The sequence below is a fragment of the Inquilinus limosus genome, from assembly GCF_002195995.1.
Taxonomy (GTDB): domain Bacteria; phylum Pseudomonadota; class Alphaproteobacteria; order DSM-16000; family Inquilinaceae; genus Inquilinus; species Inquilinus limosus_C.
This window is the reverse complement of sequence record NZ_NHON01000012.1, coordinates 1-17,741: the sequence shown is the minus strand read 5'-3', so window position 1 is coordinate 17,741 and position 17,741 is coordinate 1. Positions and strand designations below refer to the sequence as shown.

Genomic DNA, 17,741 nt, shown 5'->3' with positions numbered 1-17,741 from the left:
GCGGCAGTCAGCGGGTCAGGCCGGTGGCCAGGCTGGGCACGTCGAGCGGCACGAAGCCGTAGTGCTTCAGCCAGCGCAGATCGGCCTCGAAGAAGGTGCGCAGGTCGGGGATGCCGTATTTCAGCATCGCCGGCCGCTCGATCCCCATGCCGAAGGCGAAGCCCTGGTAGCGGGTGGAGTCGATGCCGCAGGCGTCCAGCACCTTCGGATGGACCATGCCGCAGCCCAGGATCTCGAGCCAGTCGCCGTAATTGCCCAGCTTCAGCTCGCCGCCCTTGCGCGAGCAGCCGATATCGACCTCGGCCGACGGCTCGGTGAAGGGGAAGAAGCTGGGGCGGAAGCGCAGCGGCAGGTCGGGCAGGTCGAAGAAGGCGCGGCAGAACTCGATCAGGCAGCCGCGCAGATGGCCCATATGGATGGCCTCGTCGATCACCAACCCCTCGATCTGATGGAACATCGGGGTGTGGGTCTGGTCATAGTCGGACCGGAAGGTCCGGCCCGGCGCGACGATGCGGATCGGCGGCTGCTGCGACAGCATGGTGCGGATCTGCACCGGCGAGGTGTGGGTGCGCAGCACCGCCGCCTTCCCGTCGGGCCGGTCCGGCAGATAGAAGGTGTCGTGCATCTGCCGCGCCGGATGCTCCGGCGGGATGTTCAGCGCGGTGAAGTTGTGCCAGTCATCCTCGATGTCCGGGCCTTCGGCGACGGTGAAGCCCATCTCGGCGAAGATCGCGACCATCTCGTCGCGGGTCTGGCTGATCGGATGGATGCGGCCCGTCCGCTCCGGCCGCGGCGGCAGGGTGACGTCGACCGTCTCACGCGCCAGCTTTGCATCCAGCGCCGCGCGCTCCAGCTCCGCCTTGCGGGCGTCGAGCAGGGCGGTGATCTCGTCCTTGGCCACGTTCAGCGCGGCGCCGAAGGCCTTGCGTGCCTCGGGGTCGAGGTCGCGCAGACCCGCCATCAGGCCGGTCAGGCTGCCCTTCTTGCCCAGCGCCGCGACCCGCACGGCGTCCAGCGCCGCCAGATCCCCGGCCTGGGCCAGCGCCGCGGCCACCTCGCGCTTCAGCGTCTCTACCTGTTCCATCGCCTGCATCCCCGATGGCTCTGGCCAAATGCGGCCATGAAAAAAGGGGCCGAGCCCTCAGGCCCGACCCCCGCTTCTTCTCGCTGTATCCAGTCCCGCCGGGGCGGGACCAAGGATCAAGCGGCGTTCTTGAGCGCGGCCTGGGCCTGATCGACCAAGGCCTTAAACGACTCCGCATCGCGCGTCGCGATGTCGGACATGACCTTGCGGTCGATGTCGATGCCGGCCAGCTTGATGCCGTGCATGAACTTCGAATAGGTCAGGCCGTGCTCGCGCACGCCGGCGTTGATGCGCTGGATCCACAGGCCGCGGAAGTCACGCTTCTTGTTGCGGCGATCGCGATAGGCATAGCGCAGCGCCTTCTCGACCTTCTCGATCGCAATGCGATAGTTGGTCGAAGCGCGGCCCCGATAGCCCTTGGCGAGCTTGAGGATCTTCTTGTGACGGGCGTGGCTGGTGACGCCGCGGGAAACTCGTGCCATTGCTCAGCGCTCCTCTGCTCAGCCGTTAACCAGGAGGTAGCGCTTCACCTTCGTCGCGTCGGCGTCGCACATCACCTTGGTGCCCTGGTTCCGCTCCTTCGCCGCCTTGGTCTTGGTCAGCAGGCGGTGGCGGCGGTAGGCAGAGTTGTAGCGGACCTTGCCGGAGGCGGTCAGCCGGAAGCGCTTCTTGGCGCTCGAATGGGTCTTCATCTTGGGCATTTTCGGTCCTTCCGAAGGAAGACGGTGAATGGGTGGTTGGGCATGCCCCGGGGATCGGACCCCGGCCTCGCCACCCGAACGGAGCGCGCGTTATAACGGCACGGGCGCGCGTTGACAAGCGCCGCATAAGCTGGGCTTAGTCGCCTCCTTCCCGCAACCACGAGACTCTGACCGAGACTCACTCCAAGCGAGCCTGTCCATGATTCCCGCTGTCATGCCGACCTATGCGCGTGCCGACCTCGCCTTCGAGCGGGGCGAAGGGGCGTATCTGTTCGGGACCGACGGGCGACGATATCTGGACTTCGCGGCGGGCATCGCGGTGGTGGCGCTGGGCCATTGCCACCCGCATCTGGTGAAGACCCTGCAGGAGCAGGGCAGCAAGCTGTGGCACGTCTCGAACCTGTACCGGATCCCGGAGGGCGAGCGCCTGGCCCAGCGGCTGGTCGACAGCACCTTCGCCGACACCGTGTTCTTCACCAATTCGGGTGCCGAGGCCTGGGAAGGTGCCACCAAGCTGGTGCGCAAGTACCACTACACCCGCGGCAACCCGAAGCGCTGGCGCATCATCACCGTCACCAACAGCTTCCACGGCCGCACCCTGGCCGCGATCTCGGCCGCCAAGGGCGAGAAGCTGATCAAGGGCTTCGGCCCGCTGGTTGACGGCTTCGACCAGGTGGCCTGGGGCAACCTGAACGAGCTGCGCGCCGCGATCACCGACGAGACCGCGGCGATCTGCGTCGAGCCGATCGTCGGCGAGGGCGGCATCAAGACGGCGACGCCGGAGTATCTGCGCGAGCTGCGCCGCGTCTGCGACGAGTTCGGCCTGCTGCTGTTCTTCGACGAGATCCAGTGCGGCTACGGCCGGACCGGCAAGTTCTTCGCCCATGAATGGGCCGGGATCACGCCGGATGTGATGTGCGTCGCCAAGGGCATCGGCGGCGGCTTCCCGCTGGGCGCGTTCCTGGCGACCGAGGAGGCCGCCTGCGGCATGACCCCGGGCACCCACGGGTCGACCTATGCCGGCAACCCGCTGGCGACGGCGATCGGCAATGCGGTGCTGGACATCGTCCTGGCCGATGGCTTCTTCGAGCAGGTCGAGCGCACCGGCCAGCAGCTGCGGGCCGGGCTGGAGGCGCTGGTGAAGCGTCACCCGACGGTGCTGGAGGAGGTGCGCGGCAAGGGGCTGATGCTGGGCCTGAAATGCGTGCAGCCGAGCGACCAGATGGTGCCCGAGCTGCGCGCCGCCGGCCTCTTGACCGTCGGCGCCGGCGAGAACGTCATCCGCATCCTGCCGCCGCTGACCATCGGCGCGGCGGAGATCGCCGAGGCGATCTCGATCCTCGACACGGTGTGCGCCGCCCGGGCGTCGAAGGCGGTGGCCCATGCCTGACGTCAAGCACTTCACCGACCTGCACCACCTGTCCAAGGCCGATCTGCGCCGGATCATCGACCGGTCGATCGAGCTGAAGCAGACCGACCCGCGCGGCAATGCGTCGAAGCCGCTGGCCGGCCGCACCCTGGCGCTGATCTTCGAGAAGCCGTCGACCCGCACCCGCGTCTCCTTCGAGGTCGGGATGCGCCAGCTCGGCGGCGAGGTGGTGATGCTGACCGGCACCGAGATCCAGCTCGGCCGCGGCGAGACCATCGGCGACACCGCCCGGGTGCTGTCGCGCTATGTCGACATCATCATGCTGCGGACCTCGGACGAGGACCGGCTGCGCGAGATGGCCGAGAACGCCACCGTGCCGGTGATCAACGGCCTGACCGACGAGACCCATCCGTGCCAGCTGATGGCCGATGTGATGACCTTCGAGGAGAAGCGCGGGCCGATCGCCGGGCGCGTCGCCGCCTGGACCGGCGACGGCAACAACGTCGCCCGGTCGTGGATCCGCGCCGCCGGCATGTTCGATTTCGAGCTGCGCCTGGCCTGCCCGGACGAGCTGTCGCCGCCGGCCGACCTGATCCAGTGGGCGCATCGTGAAGGCGCCCGCATCTCGGTCGGCACCGACCCGGAGACGACGGTGCGCGGCGCCGACCTGGTGGTCACCGACACCTGGGTGTCGATGGGCGACAAGGACGCGCCGTCGCGCCACAACCTGCTGCGACCCTACCAGGTCGATGAGCGGCTGATGGCGCAGGCCAAGCCGGACGCCCTGTTCATGCACTGCCTGCCCGCCCATCGCGGCGAGGAGGTGACGGACGGGGTGATCGACGGGCCGCAATCCGTGGTCTGGGACGAGGCGGAGAACCGCCTGCACGCCCAGAAGGGCATCCTGCTGTGGTGCCTGGGGGCGCTGGAGGCGAAGTGACGATGGCGATAGCGACCGGGGCGGACGACCTCGTCCTCCCCTTCCAGATCGAGGCGTCGGGGCTGCGCGGCCGGCTGGTCCGGTTCGGCCCGCTGCTCGACGACATCCTCGGCCGCCACGCCTATCCCGAGCCGGTCGCCCATCTGCTGGCCGAGACGGTGGTGCTGACCGCCCTTCTGGCCAGCGCCCTGAAATACGAGGGCGTGTTCACCCTGCAGGCCAAGGGCGACGGGCCGGTGCGCCTGGTGGTGGCCGACGTCACCAGCGACGGTACCGTCCGCGCCAACGCCATGTTCGACGAGTCCCGCGTGTCCGGCACCGCCACCACGGTGCCGGCGCTTCTCGGCAAGGGCCACCTGGCCTTCACCGTCGACCAGGGCAGCGACACCGAGCGCTACCAGGGCATCGTCGACCTGTCCGGCGAGACGCTGTGGGAATGCGCCCAGCATTATTTCCGGCAGTCGGAGCAGCTGCAGGCCGGGCTGCGCTCCGCGGTCCGGCATGGCGAGGGCGGCTGGCGCGGCGGCGGCATCATGCTGCAGCGCCTGCCCGACCCGGAGAAGCAGGTGCCGACCGACCGCGAGGACGACTGGCGCCGCGCCATGGTGCTGCTCGGCTCCGCCACCGATGACGAGCTGACCCAGCCGGCCCTGTCCGGCGAGGCGCTACTGTACCGCCTCTACAATGAGGACGGAGTCCGGGTCTTCCCGGCCCAGCCGATGCGCTTCTCCTGCCGCTGCTCGCGCGAGCGGGTGGCGTCGATGCTGAGATCGATGCCGCGGGACGAGATCGAGAGCCTGGCCGTCGACGGCCGGGTCGAGGTCGCCTGCGAGTTCTGCAACACCCGCTACGATTTCGACCGGGACCAGCTGGCGGCGCTGTACGCGGCCTGAGAACGCGCCTCGCCGAAGACTCTATTCATTGTCATCCTCGGGCTTGACCCGAGGATCCAGGGCTTTCAAGAGCGGCTCTCGGTGGCCCCTGGATTGCCGGGTCAAGCCCGGCAATGACAATAAGGGTATGCTCGGTTTTCGGAGCGTTGTTCTCACCCGTACCCCTCAACCGGAGGACCCGATGCCCCTTCTGACCCGTCGCAGCCTGTTCGCCGGCGCCGGCCTCCTGCTGCTCGGCGCCTGCGGCGGGCCGGAGCTGGCGAACGTCGCGCCAGTGTCCTTCGCCGGCCGTCCGCCGATCCGGCTGAACGTCGCCCGGATCGACACGGTCGACCGGGCCGCGCCGTCCGCGACGATGCTGGCGCAGAGCCCGGCGACGGCGATCCGCGGCTGGGGCACGGCCCGGCTGCAGGCCGCCGGCCGCGCCGGCGCCGGCCAGCTGATCATCCAGGAGGCCAGCCTGACCCGGGAACAGCTGGCGACCCAGGGCGGCCTGACCTCGATCTTCAAGGACCAGCCGTCGCAGAAGCTGACCCTGCGGCTGGCCGCCCGGCTGGAGGTCGGCCCGGTCGGCAATTACACCGGCGGCTATACCGATGTCAGGGTCGAGCGATCGACCACCGTGACCGACGGCTCCAGCGTCGCCGATCAGAACCGCGCCGAGGCCGGGCTGCTGCAGGACGGGATGGGCGAGTTCGACCGCCAGTTCGAGGCCAATATCCGCCAGTACCTGGCGCCGCTGGTGCTGCCCTAGACGGCGTGAGCCCGGCCGCGATTTCCTTTTCGCCCCGCTCTGTGGCACAAGGCGGAGAGTGAAGCGTTCATAGCGGGCGTCCTGAGTTTCAGAGAAGGCATTCATGTCTGAACCCGTCAAGGTTGCCGTCTTCCCCGTCGCCGGCCTCGGCACGCGGTCGCTTCCCGCCACCAAGGCGGTGCCGAAGGAGATGCTCTGCGTCGTCGACAAGCCGGTGCTGCAATACGCGGTCGAGGAGGCCAAGGCGGCCGGGATCGAGGAGTTCATCTTCGTCTCCAGCCGCGGCAAGACCGCGCTGGAGGACCATTTCGACCGGAACGACGAGCTGTACGCCACGCTGGAGGCGCGGAAAAAGGCCGAGCAGCTGAAGGCGGCGCAGGATGCCGAGCTGCCGGCCGGCCAGTTCAGCTTCGTCCGCCAGGCCCAGCCGCTGGGCCTCGGCCATGCCGTGTGGTGCGCCCGCCACCTGGTCGGCAGCCGGCCCTTCGCCGTGCTGCTGCCCGACGAGATCTTCAAGTGCCGGACCCCGCTGCTGGCGCAGATGACCAAGGCCTATGCCGGCCGCGGCGGCAACATGATCGCGGTGCGCGAGGTGCCGAAGCAGCTGACCTCGCGCTACGGCATCCTGGCCGTCGGCCAGGACGACGGCACGGTGGCCGAGGTCACCGGCCTGGTCGAGAAGCCGAAGCCGGAAGAGGCGCCGTCCGACCTGTCGATCGTCGGCCGCTACATCCTGCAGCCGGAGGTGTTCGCGCATCTCGACCGGCAGGAACGCGGTGCCGGCGGCGAGATCCAGTTGACCGACGCGATGGCGCGGCTGATCGGCCACCAGCCGTTCCACGGCGTGCGCTTCGAGGGCGACCGCTTCGACTGCGGCGACAAGGTCGGCTTCATCGCCGCCAACCTGGCCTACGGGCTGGACCGGCCGGACCTGGCCGCCGCCCTGCGCGAAGCCGTTGCCCCCTATCTGTGATGACCCGGCCGGGCTGACCGGCGGACACTTGGAGTACGCGCCCCCATGCGCATCGCGATGATCGGAAGCGGTTACGTCGGCCTGGTGTCCGGCGCCTGCTTCTCCGAGTTCGGCCATGACGTCGTCTGCGTCGACAAGGATCCCGGCCGGATCGAGCAGCTCAAGCGCAACGAGATGCCGATCTACGAGCCGGGCCTCGACACGCTGGTGGCGAAGAACGCGGCCGCGGGGCGCCTGTCCTTCACCACCGACCTGCCGGCGGCGGTCGACGGCGCCGACGCGGTGTTCATCGCGGTCGGCACGCCCAGCCGTCGCGGCGACGGCCATGCCGACCTGTCCTATGTCTTCACCGCGGCGGAGGAGATCGCCCGGGCGTTGACCGGCTACGCCGTCGTCGTCACCAAGTCGACCGTGCCGGTCGGCACCGGCCGCAAGGTCGCCGAGGTGATCCGCAAAGCGCGGCCCGATGCCGATTTCGACATCGCCTCGAACCCCGAATTCCTGCGCGAAGGCTCCGCCATCGGCGACTTCATGCTGCCGGACCGGGTGGTCATCGGCGCGGAGGGCGAGCGGGCCAAGAAGGTGCTGTCCGACGTCTACCGCCCGCTGTACCTGATCGAGCGTCCGGTGGTGATCACGGCGCTGGAGACGGCGGAGCTGATCAAATACGCCGCCAACAGCTTCCTGGCGATGAAGGTGACCTTCATCAACGAGGTCGCCAATCTGTGCGAGCAGGTCGGCGCCAATGTCCACGACGTCGCCCGGTCGATCGGCCTGGACAAGCGGATCGGGCCGAAATTCCTGCATCCCGGGCCGGGCTATGGCGGCTCCTGCTTCCCGAAGGACACGCTGGCCTTCGTGCAGACCGCGCGCGACGCCGGCGCCCGCCAGCGCCTGATCGAGACCGTGATCGAGGTCAACGAGGCGCGCAAGGAGGAGATGGCGGAGCGCGTCGTCGCCGCCTTCGGCGGCAGCGTCGCCGGCCGGACCATCGCCGTGCTGGGCCTGGCGTTCAAGCAGAACACCGACGACATGCGCGACTCGCCCAGCCTGACCGTGGTGCCGGCGCTGCAGCAGGCCGGCGCCCGGATCCGCGCTTACGACCCGGAGGCGATGAAGGAGGCGGCCAAGCTGCTGACCGACATCGACTACGCCACCAGCGCCTATGAGGCGCTGCGCGGGGCCGACGGCGCGGTGGTGCTGACCGAGTGGAACGAGTTCCGAGCCCTCGACCCGGCTCGGATGGTCAAGCTGATGGGCGGCCCGATCCTGGTCGACCTGCGCAACGTCTACAAGCCGGCGGACATGGAAGCGGCCGGCTTCCGCTATCACAGCATCGGCCGGCCGGTTCCGGGCTCGGCCGGCTGACCCCTCAGGCCCCTGCAAGGACCGTACCCCGATCATGACCCACAGCTTCCACCCCACCGTGCTGCGCGAATACGACATCCGCGGCGTCATCGGCAAAACCCTGAACGCCGCGGACTACCGGGCGGTGGGCGCCGCCTTCGGCACCATCGTCAAGCGCAAGGGCGGCCGGCAGGTGGTGGTCGGCTATGATGGTCGGCTGAGCTCGGTGGAGCTGGAGGCGGCGCTGGTCCAGGGCCTGGCCTCGACCGGGCTGGAGGTGGTGCGCGTCGGGCTGGGGCCGACGCCGATGCTGTATTTCGCCCAGAAGCACCTGGACGCCGATGCCGGGGTGATGGTCACCGGGTCGCACAACCCGCCGGACTATAACGGCATCAAGATGGTGCTGCGCTCCGGCCCGGTCTATGGCGACCAGATCCTCGAGATCGGCCGCCTCGCCACGGCCGGCGACCTGGAGACGGGCGACGGCAAGGTCAGCGACCTCGACCTGCGCGACCTCTATGTCGAGCGCCTGCGGCGCGACTATGACGGCACCCGCGACCTGACCGTGGTCTGGGACAACGGCAACGGCGCCGCCGGCGAGGTGCTGCGCCGCCTGACCGCCAAGCTGCCGGGCAAGCACATCCTGCTGTTCGACGACATCGACGGCCGCTTCCCCAACCACCATCCGGACCCGACCATCCCGGACAATCTGGTGGCGCTGCAGGCCAAGGTGGCCGAGATGAAGGCTGATCTCGGCATCGCCTTCGACGGCGACGCCGACCGCATCGGCGCGATCGACGGCCAGGGCCGGATCATCCCGGGCGACATGCTGGTCGCCGTCTACGCCATCGACGTGCTGCCGCGATACCCCGGCGGCACCGTGATCGCCGACGTCAAGACCAGCAAGACCGTGTTCGACGCGATCGCCAAGCTGGGCGGCACGCCGCTGATGTGGAAGACCGGCCATTCGCTGATCAAGGCGAAGATGGCCGAGGTGAAGTCGCCGCTGGCCGGCGAGATGTCCGGCCACATCTTCTTCGCCGACAAATGGTACGGCTTCGACGACGCGCTCTATTGCGGCGTGCGGCTGGTGGCCCAGGTCAGCCGCAGCGGCGGCACGCTGGCGGCGCTGCGCGACACCTTCCCCAGCACCGTCTCCACCCCCGAGGTGCGGTTCCAGGTCGATGAGAGCCGGAAGTTCGCGGTGATCGACGAGGTGATGGCCCGGCTGCGCCAGGCCGGCGCCGATGTGAACGACATCGACGGCGCCCGGGTGACCACGCCGGACGGCTGGTGGCTGCTGCGCGCCTCGAACACCCAGGACGTGCTGGTGGCCCGGGCCGAGAGCGGCGACGAGGCCGGTCTGGCGCGGCTGAAGGCGCAGATCGTCGACCAGCTGAAGCTGAGCGGCCTGGCCGAACCCAGCTTCACCGCCTCGGCGCATTGAGGCCGGTCGGATCCTTCCCTTGATCTGTCATTGCCGGGCTTGACCCGGCAATCCAGGGGCCACGAAGAACCGCTCTGGCCGCCCCTGGATCCTCGGGTCAAGCCCGAGGATGACAAGGAGGGGGATATTCGCTGCCCCCTACCCGATCCCCCGCAGCCGGGCCATCGCCAGGGCGTCGACATAGGCGCCGTCGCGATAGGCGTAGGCGCGCAGCACGCCCTCCTCGACGAAGCCGAACTTGCGGTAGAGCGCCTGGGCCGGCGCGTTGTCGGTCCACACCGTCAGCTCCAGCCGCTTCAGGTCCAGCCAGTTGTCGGCGGTGTCGATCAGGGCGGCCATCAAGGCGGTGCCGACGCCGCGGCCGGCGAAATCGTCATGCACGCCCATGCCGATCGACGCCGCGTGCGCCCGGCCGCCGTTGCCGCGGCGGATTCCGACATCGCCGATGATCCGGCCCCCGGCGTCGGCGACGATGTGGACATCGTCCGGCGACCGGTCGGCCAGCCATTTCCGGACCGGCTCGAGGGGCAGGAAGGGCGGTCGCAGAGTCCCCCAGCGGAAGCGCGGCTGGCTGTGCAGCTCGGCCAGCCCGGCCGCGTCGCCGATCCCGCTGGCCCGCAGGACGAAGGCGGGCGGCGCGGTCATGCCTCGCCCCCGCCGAGGCCCCGCAGCCGTGCCATCGCCAGAGCGTCGACATAAGCCCCGTCGCGATAGCCATGGGCGCGCAGCCGCGCCTCTTCGACGAAGCCGAACTTGCGGTAGAGGGCCAGGGCCGGCGCGTTGTCGGCCCACACCGTCAGCTCCAGCCGGCGGATGTCGAGCCAATTGTCGGCGGCGTCGACCAGCGCGGCCATCAGCGCCGTGCCGATGCCGCGCCCGTGCCAGGCATCATGCACGGCCATGCCGATCCCGCCGCTGTGCCGCCGGCGCCCCCGGCCGAGGACCAGGTCGGTCAGGCCAACCACTCGCCCCCCGGCCTCGGCGACGATATAGAGGTCGTCGGGCGACCGGTTCTCCAGCCATTTGCGGATGGCATCCGGCGATTCATAGGGCGGCCGCAGCGTGCCCCAGCGGAAGCCGGGCTGCGCCTGCATCTCCGCGACATCGGGCCAGTCCTCGGCCCGCAGCGCCCGCAGGGTGACGGCGGGCGCCGCCTCGCTCATGCCTCCTCCTCGCCGCGGGCGATGGCCACGGCGCGGCGGGCACGGGCGGTGACGGCCGCCCAGTCGCCGGCCGCCACCTCGGCCTTGCCGGCGATCCAGGTGCCGCCGACCACCGCCACGTTCGGCAGCGACAGATAGGCCCGCAGGTTGGATTCGCGCACGCCGCCGGTCGGGCAGAAGCGCATGCCGGCGAAGGGGCCGGCCAGGGCCGACAGCGCCGACTGGCCGCCATAGATCTCGGCCGGGAAGAACTTCAGCACGCCGTAGCCGAGGTCGCGCGCGGCCATGATCTCCGACGGGGTCACCGCGCCGGGCAGGAAGGGAAAGCCTTCCGCCGCCCGCGCCAGCTCCGGCGTCAGGCCGGGGCTGACGCCGAACACGGCGCCGGCGCGGCGCGAGGCCTCGAGGTCGGCCGGGTTCAGCACCGTGCCGGCGCCGACGATCGCGTCCGGCACCTCCGCCGCCATGGCGGCGATGACGTCGAGCGCGGCCTTGGTGCGCAGCGTCACCTCCAGCACCGGCAGGCCGCCCTCGACCAGAGCGCGGGCCAACGGCACCGCCGCCTCGACCGTCTCGACGGTCAGCACGGGGATGATCGGGGCGCGGGCGATGATGGCGTCGACGGTCATGGCGGTTCTCGATCGGGTCATTCGGGTTGCGCCGCACCATAGCAAATTGCGGCGGCCGGACGAGAGGCATCCGCCGAGATGGCCGAGATTCAGGCTCAACGCGTTGCCTCTCCCGCTTGCGAGAGCCTTTCAGAATTCCCAGCACCGCCATTGCGAGGAGGCGAAGCCGACGGAGCCATGACGGCGACATGTGTTCTGAAAAGGTCCCGCAAGCAGGAGAGGCCACGCCTTACCACCGCGGCGCGAACGAATGAGCCGATCTACCCAAGCTTGATCTGCTCTCAGGGGGAACCATGGCGAGAACGGCGAGCTGTGCCTGCGGCGGCCTGCGCGTGACCTGCGCGGCCGAGCCGATCCTGGTGGTTCAGTGCCACTGCCTGGCCTGCCAGCGGCGCACCGGCAGCCCCTTCGGCGTCGCCGCGCTGTTCCGGCGCGAGGATGTCCGGGCGGAGGGGCCGGACCGGTGCTATGAGCGCCCGTCGGACAGTGGCGTCCCGGTGCTGTTCCATTTCTGCCCGAACTGCGGCTCGACCGTGTTCCGGGAGCCGCGCCGCAAGCCGGATGCGGTGGCCGTCGCCGTCGGCACCTTCGCCGATCCGGGCTTCCCAGCGCCGGACCAGGCCATCCATGGGCAGCACCGCCACCCCTGGGTCGGGGAGCCCGGCTGAGGCATTGTCGAATCCGACGCCGGACAGGCGACCAGGGGTGGGAACCGAGGGAGACCCATGATGCGCTATCTGCTGATCGTCCATGTCGACCGCGACCTGACCGGGCGGCTGTCGCCCGAGGAGGGCCGCGACCTGGTGCGCCGCTGCATGGCCGAGGACGACGAACTCCGCCGCAGCGGCCATCTCGTCGCCTGCGGCCCGGTGGCCGAGCCGGAGACCGCCCGGATCGTGCGCCGGCGCGGCGACGCGACCTCGGTCACCGACGGGCCCTATGCCGAGACCAAGGAGCACCTCGGCGGCTTCGTCCTGATCGAGGCGCGCGACATGGAGGAGGCGGTGGCCATCGCCGCCCGGTCGCCGATGGCCGCGATGGGCGCGATCGAGGTGCGCGAGCAGCCGCCGCTGGGCGGGTGAAGACGGCCCTGACCCTCAACCCTTCCCGGCCCGCCGCGCCCGGACCTGGTCCGGCAGGCCGTCATGGTCGCCCATCGGCCGCGCCGGCACGTCGTCCCACCAGTCGGTGCGCATCGGCTTCCGCTCCGGATTGCGCGGGTAGGTGATCCGGTTCTCCGGCTTCGGCGTCTCGCCCACCACCAGCAGCCGGACCTCCACCTCGGTGTTGTTGAGGAAGCTGTGGCACTGGCCGGTGCCGGCCGGGAAGCCGACCGAGTCGCCCGGCTGCAGCCGGTGCAGTACACCGTCCAGCCAGACGTCCGGCGTGCCCTCGATCACATACACGAACTCCTCCTCATGGCTCTCGGCATGGGGGTAGGAGGTGCGGCGGCCGGGCAGCAGCCGCTCGTGATGGATGCCGATGCGCGCCAGGCCGAAATGCCGGCCGAGCGGCGCGCCGATGGCCATCAGCTCGTCATCGCCCTTGTAGTGCCGGTCGTCCGGCCCCTCGATCTCGGTCCAATGCGCGATGCAGGACGGGCGGGCGGTCGGTGCCATGGTCGTCTCCCCGGGCGGCGTTATGGCCGGCGAGGCTAGCCGAGCGCCGTTGCCGACGCCATGTCGCTGACAGATTCGCCACCGAGCCTCCGGGACCATGAGCCGACCGATCGACCGCCGCCGCCTCCTCGCCCTGCTGCCCGCCGGCCTGCTCGGCGCCTGCGCCGAGTCCTTCGGCCCGCCCCCGCCGCGGGTCCGCGTCGTCGACCTGCGGCCCCTGGACGCCACGATGTTCGAGCAGCGCTGGGAGGTGCTGCTGCGGGTGGAGGAGCAGGCCGGCACCGGCCTGCAGGTCGACGCCATGACCGCCACGATCGACCTGAACGGCCAGGAGTTCGGCACCGGCCGTGTCGACCGGCCGTTCCTGCTGCCGGGCCATGGCGAGCAGCAGCTGTCGCTGCCGCTGCGCGGCTCCGGCCTCGGCCTGGTCGACCAGCTGGCGACGATCGGCCGCCGCGGCGAGCTGAAATGGCGGATCGGGGGCGTGTTCCTGAGCGCCGGCCGCCAGATCCCCTATCAGGACGAGGGCACCGTGTTCTCGCTGCGCGACACGCTGAGGGACTCCTTGCTCCCATTCTGACCGCCCAGCACATGGCCCAGCCGCGCCAGCGCCTCGGCCAGTTCGGCCCGGCTGCTTGCGGCGGCGAGGCTGAGGCGCAGGCCCTGCGGCGCCTCCCGCGTCACCGCGAACAGGTCGCCGGCCACCACCTCCACCCCGGCGGCACGGCAGCGGGCCGCCAGCGCGTCGGCGTCGCCGTCCCGCGGCAGCCACAGATGCGGGCTGGCCGGCTGCGCCCCTGGACCTGATTCCGGGGCCACCAGCCCGGGCAAGGCGCGGCGGGCCTGGGCATGGCGGGCCGCGATCTCCGCCCGTTGCCAGGCCAGGCGCCGGGCGGCGGTGCCGTCCTCGATCCAGCGGCAGGCGACCTCGGCCAGCAGCGGCGCCATCGGCCAGCTGGTGGCATGGATCTGCCCGGCCAGCTCGCGCACCGGGGCGCAGGCGCCGGCGATCAGGGCGAAACGCAGCCCGGATGCGACGGTCTTGGACAGGCTGGTGACCAGCACGCCGCGCTCCGGCACCAGCGCCGCCAGCGGCGGCCGGCCGGTCAGCGCGCCGTAGACGTCGTCCTCGACCAGCCACAGCCCGTGCCGGCGGACGACATCCGCGACCTCGGCCTGCCGCGCCGGACCCATCACCGCCCCGGTCGGGTTCTGCAGGTTCGGCACCAGCACCGCGACCCGCGCGCCGGTGGCGCGGACGGCACGGTCCAGCGCCTCGGGCAGCACGCCCTCGCCATCCATGGCGACGCCGTGCAGCGGCAGGCGCAGCCAGCGCGCGGCGGCCTTGAGGCCGGGGAAGGCCAGGTCCTCGACCAGCACCGGCTCGCCGGGGGCGCAGAGCTGGACCAGCACCGCGGTCAGCGCCGCCTGGGCGCCGGCGCAGGGCACCACGTCGGCGGGGCGCAGATGCAGGCCCCGCGCCGCCAGCCAGGCGGCGCCGGCGATGCCGGCCCGCCGCAGCAGCGCCGGCGAGTGATAGGCCAGGGCGGCATCGACCCGCCCCTCGGCGGCGACCGCGGCCAGGGTGGCGGCGAGGTCGGCGGCCTCCGGATCCACCGCCGGGACGTTGGTCGAGAGGTCGATCGGCGCCCCATCCTCCGCCGTCACCGCCCTGAGGCCGAACAGCGCCGCCTCGCGGCTGGCGGCCAGGACATAGGTGCCGCGCCCGACCTCGCCGGAGACCAGGTGCCGCCGCGCCGCCTCGCGATAGGCCTGGGTCACGGTGCTGACATTCAGCCCCAGCCGCCAGGCCAGGTCGCGATGGGTCGGCAGCCGCTCGCCCGGCCGCAGGTCGCCGGCGGCGATGGCATCGGCCAGCGCCTCGACGATGGCGAGGTAGCGCACCGGGCTGCGCCCGTCGAGGCTGGGGACCCACATTCTTGTCTGCCAGACAATGTCTTCGTTGACCCACACAATCCGCGCGGCCGATGCTGAGGTCAATCCCACCCGACCCGGAATGCCGACCATGTTCGACCTGACCGCCCTCGAGGACGCTGCCCGCCTGGTGCATGCCGCCATGGCGCCGACCCCGCAGATCGCCTGGCCGCTGCTGGCCGCGCGCACCGGCTGCGAGGCCTGGGTGAAGCACGAGAACCACACCCCGATCGGCGCCTACAAGGCGCGCAACGGCTTGGTCTTCATCGACGCGCTGCGCCGCCGCCGGCCGGAGCTGCGCGGCATCGTCACCGCGACCCGCGGCAATCATGGCCAGAGCCTGCCCTTCGCCGCGCGCGGCACCGGCCTGGCCGTGACCGTGGTGGTGCCGCAGGGCAATTCGGTGGAGAAGAACGCCGCGATGCGTGCCTTCGGGGCCGAGCTGGTGGAGCATGGCGCCGATTTCGACGAGGCCTACGCCCATGCCCGGCACCTCTCGGAAGAGCGCGGGCTGGAGATGGCGCCCGCCTTCCATCCCGACCTGATGCGCGGCGCCGCCACCTACGCGCTGGAGCTGTTCCGGGCGCAGCCCGACCTCGACACCGTCTATGTGCCGATCGGCATGGGGTCGGGCATCTGCGGCCTGATCCGCACCCGCGACCTGCTGGGGCTGAGGACGAAGATCGTCGGCGTGGTCTCGACCGAGGCGCCGGCGATGGCGCTGTCCTTCGCGGCCGGGCGGGTGGTGACGACCGAGACCGCCCGCACCTTCGCCGACGGCATGGCCTGCCGGGTGCCGGACCCGGAGGCCTTCGCCATCATCCGGGCTGGCGCCGACCGCATCGTGCGGGTGACCGACGACGAGGTCGCCGCCGCCCTGCGCGCCTATTGGACCGACACCCACAACCTGGCCGAGGGCGCCGGCGCGGCCGGCCTGGCGGCGCTGCTGCAGGAGCGGGAGCGGATGCGGGGCAAGCGCGTCGGCCTGGTCCTGACCGGCGGCAACATCGACCTGCCGGTGGCCCGGAAGGTGCTGGCGGAAGGCTAGGAGGGCGGGCGCCGCCGGCCGGCGAGGAAGACCTCGGGCTGGCCGTCCACGGCCAGCTCCAGGCAGCGGGTGACGTCCGGCGAGGTCCAGCGCCGCGCCCATCCCGCCTGCTCGGCATGGTCGGATGGCTGGTCCCAGCTGCTGGCCAGGGTCCGCGCCTCCACCTCGCTGCCGGCGCGGACGATCAGCACCGACCGGGGCTCGCCGCGCCAGATCTCGTCATTCCAGTCGCGGGGATACAGCTTGTAGAACGCCATCCGTCTCCCTCGGCCGGCCGTGCCGGCCGGCCTCTTTCCGTCGTCAGCGGCGGTCCTTGGCCGCCGGGATGCGATGGGCGACGGCTGCCGCCTCGAGCTCCTTGGCGGCCTGCAGCGAGATTGCATGCATGGTCATGTTACCCCGCCGCGCGTAGCGTTCGGCATCCTGGCGCGCCTCGCGGGCCTGACGCTCCGCCGCCCTCGCGGTCCCCGGATCCTTGCCATAGGCCGGAAGCCGGATGTCACCTGCCGTCATATCGAGTTGTCCTCATCGATTCGCGGTCAGCATGACCCGGCCACCCGATCCTGGCCAGATAATATTTCGAAATGATCGGCCGTGGTCCTGGTCATAACGAATTTCCAGAGCAGATCAGGAAAAACAGATTGCCGCCGCGGCTGATGACGTCTTGAGATATACGTGGAGAACTTCGCATCGACGATTTTTGCAGACACGATCCCGGATTCGATATAATCTGGTTTTCTCGGAATTTATTGAGAGCCCGATGTGCTGAAGTGCCCGTGGCGACGGAGCGCACTTGCGTATGCATGCGTGCCGCCGGTTCCGGCCGTGGCACGCTGGAACGGGCCGCCCCTGACCGCGCCCCCGCCGGGCGCAGAAATGCAGGAATGAGCGACAACCGATACGCCGTGGGCAGCACCGTCTACATCTGGCGGCGGCCCAGCCCCAGCACCGCGCTCTCCGGCGCCTATGCCGTGGTGGCGCATTATCCGAGCGAAACCTCCGGCCGGCTCTACCGGGTGCGCAGCGTGCTCGGGACCGAGGAGCGCATGGTGCCCGAGGCCGATCTTTCCGCCGTGCCGCGCAGCACCGACATCGTGGAGCGCGCGCCGCGCAAGCAGCGCAGCGCCTGAGAACGGCAGGGCCGGAGATGGGTGAGATGTCCCGCGCCGAAGCCGCGGCGTTCGATTGCCAGACCTGCGGCGCGTGCTGCGCCTATTCCCGCGATTGGCCGCGGTTCTGGACCGAGAGCCAGGCCGAGATCGAGCGGGTTCCCCGCCGCTACCGCGATGATGCCTCCGCGGCCATGCGCTGCGACGGCGACCGCTGCAGCGCCCTGGAGGGCGAGGTCGGCCGCGCCACACGCTGCGCGGTCTATGCCGATCGGCCGGTGGTCTGCCGCGACTGCATGCCCGGCGACGACGCCTGCCGGATCGCCCGGGCCGGGCTGGGGCTCGCGGCATGAGACTTCCTGTGTCAACCAGAGTGTGTGGGCGGGGCCCTGAAGGTCTTTGCGGCGGTGTGCTTGGCGGGGTCGTAGGGCTGTTGATCGGTCCAGGCGCGCCAGAGGACGCGCGCCCATGCGCGGCCAAGGATGCGGATGGCATGGGGATGGTCGCAGCCGCGGGCCCTGGCGCGCTTGTAGACGTGGGCGGCCCAGGGGCTCTGGTGTCGGGAGTTGTCGGCGAAGCAGGTGATGGCGGCGTCGCATGGCGATGGGCCTGCAACAAGCGCTTGCGCGCCGCCATCACCTGCTTCGCCGACAACTCCCGACACCAGAGCCCCTGGGCCGCCCACGTCTACAAGCGCGCCCATGCGCGGCCAAGGATGCGGATGGCATGG

General features: G+C 70.7%; 23 protein-coding genes. 13 read left to right on the top strand and 10 right to left on the bottom strand.

The features are described 5' to 3' along the window. Nucleotides 1-7: 7 nt before the first annotated feature. The 3 genes from pheS to rpmI all read right to left on the bottom strand — a co-directional run bounded on the left by pheS (nucleotide 8) and on the right by rpmI (nucleotide 1,785). Nucleotides 8-1,084, bottom strand: a complete 1,077-nt coding sequence (gene pheS / locus BWR60_RS08855; protein ID WP_088150643.1) for a phenylalanine--tRNA ligase subunit alpha — start codon at nucleotides 1,082-1,084, stop codon at nucleotides 8-10. A gap of 116 nt (nucleotides 1,085-1,200) precedes the next feature. Beyond that, nucleotides 1,201-1,566 (bottom strand): 50S ribosomal protein L20, encoded by a 366-nt coding sequence (rplT, locus tag BWR60_RS08850; protein WP_034836891.1) that lies wholly within the window; start codon nucleotides 1,564-1,566, stop codon nucleotides 1,201-1,203. A gap of 18 nt (nucleotides 1,567-1,584) precedes the next feature. Continuing rightward, nucleotides 1,585-1,785 carry a 50S ribosomal protein L35 gene (rpmI, locus tag BWR60_RS08845; RefSeq protein ID WP_034836893.1) on the bottom strand — a complete coding sequence of 67 codons (201 nt, stop codon included), beginning with the start codon at nucleotides 1,783-1,785 and terminating at the stop codon, nucleotides 1,585-1,587. 199 nt (nucleotides 1,786-1,984) lie between these two features. On the opposite strand from rpmI, the gene BWR60_RS08840 reads away from it, so the two are divergent. From BWR60_RS08840 to pgmG, 7 genes are all read left to right on the top strand, one after another. Further along, on the top strand, nucleotides 1,985-3,175 hold the full coding sequence (locus BWR60_RS08840) for an aspartate aminotransferase family protein (protein ID WP_088150642.1): 1,191 nt from the start codon (nucleotides 1,985-1,987) through the stop codon (nucleotides 3,173-3,175). Then, a complete protein-coding gene (gene argF, locus BWR60_RS08835; RefSeq protein WP_088150641.1) occupies nucleotides 3,168-4,094 on the top strand; it encodes an ornithine carbamoyltransferase in 927 nt (308 codons plus the stop codon). The genes BWR60_RS08840 and argF overlap by 8 nt, the downstream gene beginning before the upstream one ends. 2 nt (nucleotides 4,095-4,096) lie before the next feature. Continuing rightward, on the top strand, nucleotides 4,097-4,987 hold the full coding sequence (locus tag BWR60_RS08830) for an Hsp33 family molecular chaperone HslO (RefSeq protein WP_088150640.1): 891 nt from the start codon (nucleotides 4,097-4,099) through the stop codon (nucleotides 4,985-4,987). Nucleotides 4,988-5,168: 181 nt separating this feature from the next. After that, entirely contained in the window at nucleotides 5,169-5,741 is a 573-nt protein-coding gene (locus tag BWR60_RS08825; RefSeq protein WP_088150639.1) for a hypothetical protein, read from the top strand. A 103-nt stretch (nucleotides 5,742-5,844) separates the two neighbouring features. Beyond that, nucleotides 5,845-6,714, top strand: a complete 870-nt coding sequence (locus BWR60_RS08820) for a UTP--glucose-1-phosphate uridylyltransferase (protein WP_088150638.1) — start codon at nucleotides 5,845-5,847, stop codon at nucleotides 6,712-6,714. A 45-nt stretch (nucleotides 6,715-6,759) separates the two neighbouring features. Beyond that, nucleotides 6,760-8,082 (top strand): UDP-glucose dehydrogenase family protein, encoded by a 1,323-nt coding sequence (locus BWR60_RS08815; RefSeq protein ID WP_088150637.1) that lies wholly within the window; start codon nucleotides 6,760-6,762, stop codon nucleotides 8,080-8,082. A gap of 34 nt (nucleotides 8,083-8,116) precedes the next feature. Beyond that, entirely contained in the window at nucleotides 8,117-9,508 is a 1,392-nt protein-coding gene (gene pgmG, locus BWR60_RS08810) for a phosphoglucomutase/phosphomannomutase PgmG (protein WP_088150636.1), read from the top strand. A 138-nt stretch (nucleotides 9,509-9,646) separates the two neighbouring features. Here pgmG and BWR60_RS08805 read toward each other — a convergent pair whose 3' ends face one another. Genes BWR60_RS08805 through eda form a run of 3 tightly spaced genes read right to left on the bottom strand, consistent with a single transcriptional unit; the run spans nucleotide 9,647 to nucleotide 11,300 of the window. Next, nucleotides 9,647-10,153 carry a GNAT family N-acetyltransferase gene (locus BWR60_RS08805; protein ID WP_088150635.1) on the bottom strand — a complete coding sequence of 169 codons (507 nt, stop codon included), beginning with the start codon at nucleotides 10,151-10,153 and terminating at the stop codon, nucleotides 9,647-9,649. Then, the gene (locus BWR60_RS08800) at nucleotides 10,150-10,671 is read right to left on the bottom strand and encodes a GNAT family N-acetyltransferase (protein WP_088150634.1); all 522 of its coding nucleotides are present in this window, start codon (nucleotides 10,669-10,671) and stop codon (nucleotides 10,150-10,152) included. The genes BWR60_RS08805 and BWR60_RS08800 overlap by 4 nt, the downstream gene beginning before the upstream one ends. Then, the gene (eda, locus tag BWR60_RS08795) at nucleotides 10,668-11,300 is read right to left on the bottom strand and encodes a bifunctional 4-hydroxy-2-oxoglutarate aldolase/2-dehydro-3-deoxy-phosphogluconate aldolase (protein WP_275542373.1); all 633 of its coding nucleotides are present in this window, start codon (nucleotides 11,298-11,300) and stop codon (nucleotides 10,668-10,670) included. The genes BWR60_RS08800 and eda overlap by 4 nt, the downstream gene beginning before the upstream one ends. Before the next feature lie 293 nt (nucleotides 11,301-11,593). Between eda and BWR60_RS08790 the strand changes: the two genes are divergently transcribed. Next, entirely contained in the window at nucleotides 11,594-11,968 is a 375-nt protein-coding gene (locus BWR60_RS08790) for a GFA family protein (RefSeq protein WP_088150632.1), read from the top strand. A gap of 57 nt (nucleotides 11,969-12,025) precedes the next feature. Further along, nucleotides 12,026-12,382: a YciI family protein gene (locus BWR60_RS08785; protein WP_218823413.1), complete on the top strand. Its 357-nt coding sequence runs from the start codon at nucleotides 12,026-12,028 to the stop codon at nucleotides 12,380-12,382. Nucleotides 12,383-12,397: 15 nt separating this feature from the next. Here BWR60_RS08785 and BWR60_RS08780 read toward each other — a convergent pair whose 3' ends face one another. Then, complete coding sequence (locus tag BWR60_RS08780) at nucleotides 12,398-12,919, bottom strand: cupin domain-containing protein (protein ID WP_088150631.1); 522 nt, start codon at nucleotides 12,917-12,919, stop codon at nucleotides 12,398-12,400. 97 nt (nucleotides 12,920-13,016) lie between these two features. On the opposite strand from BWR60_RS08780, the gene BWR60_RS08775 reads away from it, so the two are divergent. Continuing rightward, a complete protein-coding gene (locus tag BWR60_RS08775; protein ID WP_088150630.1) occupies nucleotides 13,017-13,499 on the top strand; it encodes an LEA type 2 family protein in 483 nt (160 codons plus the stop codon). Here BWR60_RS08775 and BWR60_RS08770 read toward each other — a convergent pair. Beyond that, nucleotides 13,436-14,857 (bottom strand): PLP-dependent aminotransferase family protein, encoded by a 1,422-nt coding sequence (locus BWR60_RS08770; RefSeq protein WP_088150629.1) that lies wholly within the window; start codon nucleotides 14,855-14,857, stop codon nucleotides 13,436-13,438. The two genes, BWR60_RS08775 and BWR60_RS08770, sit on opposite strands and share 64 nt — an antisense overlap. A gap of 88 nt (nucleotides 14,858-14,945) precedes the next feature. On the opposite strand from BWR60_RS08770, the gene BWR60_RS08765 reads away from it, so the two are divergent. Next, on the top strand, nucleotides 14,946-15,902 hold the full coding sequence (locus tag BWR60_RS08765) for a threonine dehydratase (RefSeq protein ID WP_088150718.1): 957 nt from the start codon (nucleotides 14,946-14,948) through the stop codon (nucleotides 15,900-15,902). Here the strand turns inward: BWR60_RS08765 and BWR60_RS08760 are convergent. Continuing rightward, complete coding sequence (locus BWR60_RS08760; protein WP_088150628.1) at nucleotides 15,899-16,159, bottom strand: hypothetical protein; 261 nt, start codon at nucleotides 16,157-16,159, stop codon at nucleotides 15,899-15,901. The two genes, BWR60_RS08765 and BWR60_RS08760, sit on opposite strands and share 4 nt — an antisense overlap. Before the next feature lie 43 nt (nucleotides 16,160-16,202). Beyond that, a complete protein-coding gene (locus tag BWR60_RS08755; RefSeq protein ID WP_034847434.1) occupies nucleotides 16,203-16,415 on the bottom strand; it encodes a hypothetical protein in 213 nt (70 codons plus the stop codon). 371 nt (nucleotides 16,416-16,786) lie between these two features. Between BWR60_RS08755 and BWR60_RS08750 the strand changes: the two genes are divergently transcribed. Together BWR60_RS08750 and BWR60_RS08745 are read left to right on the top strand one after the other, a co-directional pair. Next, complete coding sequence (locus tag BWR60_RS08750) at nucleotides 16,787-17,032, top strand: hypothetical protein (RefSeq protein WP_034847433.1); 246 nt, start codon at nucleotides 16,787-16,789, stop codon at nucleotides 17,030-17,032. Between the two features lie 26 nt (nucleotides 17,033-17,058). Next, complete coding sequence (locus BWR60_RS08745) at nucleotides 17,059-17,364, top strand: YkgJ family cysteine cluster protein (RefSeq protein WP_088150627.1); 306 nt, start codon at nucleotides 17,059-17,061, stop codon at nucleotides 17,362-17,364. Nucleotides 17,365-17,741 lie beyond the last annotated feature (377 nt).

Excerpts from the sequence above, each read along its gene's own strand:
- BWR60_RS08830 (WP_088150640.1), top strand. The coding sequence starts at position 4,097 with ATGGCGATAGCGACCGGGGCGGACGACCTCGTCCTCCCCTTCCAGATC.
- pgmG (WP_088150636.1), top strand. The coding sequence starts at position 8,117 with ATGACCCACAGCTTCCACCCCACCGTGCTGCGCGAATACGACATCCGC.
- BWR60_RS08785 (WP_218823413.1), top strand. The coding sequence starts at position 12,026 with ATGATGCGCTATCTGCTGATCGTCCATGTCGACCGCGACCTGACCGGG.
- BWR60_RS08820 (WP_088150638.1), top strand. The coding sequence starts at position 5,845 with ATGTCTGAACCCGTCAAGGTTGCCGTCTTCCCCGTCGCCGGCCTCGGC.
- BWR60_RS08775 (WP_088150630.1), top strand. The coding sequence starts at position 13,017 with ATGAGCCGACCGATCGACCGCCGCCGCCTCCTCGCCCTGCTGCCCGCC.
- rpmI (WP_034836893.1), bottom strand. The coding sequence starts at position 1,785 with ATGCCCAAGATGAAGACCCATTCGAGCGCCAAGAAGCGCTTCCGGCTG.
- BWR60_RS08765 (WP_088150718.1), top strand. The coding sequence starts at position 14,946 with ATGTTCGACCTGACCGCCCTCGAGGACGCTGCCCGCCTGGTGCATGCC.
- eda (WP_275542373.1), bottom strand. The coding sequence starts at position 11,300 with ATGACCGTCGACGCCATCATCGCCCGCGCCCCGATCATCCCCGTGCTG.
- pheS (WP_088150643.1), bottom strand. The coding sequence starts at position 1,084 with ATGGAACAGGTAGAGACGCTGAAGCGCGAGGTGGCCGCGGCGCTGGCC.
- BWR60_RS08815 (WP_088150637.1), top strand. The coding sequence starts at position 6,760 with ATGCGCATCGCGATGATCGGAAGCGGTTACGTCGGCCTGGTGTCCGGC.
- BWR60_RS08755 (WP_034847434.1), bottom strand. The coding sequence starts at position 16,415 with ATGACGGCAGGTGACATCCGGCTTCCGGCCTATGGCAAGGATCCGGGG.
- BWR60_RS08745 (WP_088150627.1), top strand. The coding sequence starts at position 17,059 with ATGTCCCGCGCCGAAGCCGCGGCGTTCGATTGCCAGACCTGCGGCGCG.
- BWR60_RS08760 (WP_088150628.1), bottom strand. The coding sequence starts at position 16,159 with ATGGCGTTCTACAAGCTGTATCCCCGCGACTGGAATGACGAGATCTGG.
- rplT (WP_034836891.1), bottom strand. The coding sequence starts at position 1,566 with ATGGCACGAGTTTCCCGCGGCGTCACCAGCCACGCCCGTCACAAGAAG.
- BWR60_RS08750 (WP_034847433.1), top strand. The coding sequence starts at position 16,787 with ATGAGCGACAACCGATACGCCGTGGGCAGCACCGTCTACATCTGGCGG.
- BWR60_RS08770 (WP_088150629.1), bottom strand. The coding sequence starts at position 14,857 with ATGTGGGTCCCCAGCCTCGACGGGCGCAGCCCGGTGCGCTACCTCGCC.
- BWR60_RS08840 (WP_088150642.1), top strand. The coding sequence starts at position 1,985 with ATGATTCCCGCTGTCATGCCGACCTATGCGCGTGCCGACCTCGCCTTC.
- BWR60_RS08825 (WP_088150639.1), top strand. The coding sequence starts at position 5,169 with ATGCCCCTTCTGACCCGTCGCAGCCTGTTCGCCGGCGCCGGCCTCCTG.
- BWR60_RS08780 (WP_088150631.1), bottom strand. The coding sequence starts at position 12,919 with ATGGCACCGACCGCCCGCCCGTCCTGCATCGCGCATTGGACCGAGATC.
- BWR60_RS08790 (WP_088150632.1), top strand. The coding sequence starts at position 11,594 with ATGGCGAGAACGGCGAGCTGTGCCTGCGGCGGCCTGCGCGTGACCTGC.
- BWR60_RS08800 (WP_088150634.1), bottom strand. The coding sequence starts at position 10,671 with ATGAGCGAGGCGGCGCCCGCCGTCACCCTGCGGGCGCTGCGGGCCGAG.
- BWR60_RS08805 (WP_088150635.1), bottom strand. The coding sequence starts at position 10,153 with ATGACCGCGCCGCCCGCCTTCGTCCTGCGGGCCAGCGGGATCGGCGAC.
- argF (WP_088150641.1), top strand. The coding sequence starts at position 3,168 with ATGCCTGACGTCAAGCACTTCACCGACCTGCACCACCTGTCCAAGGCC.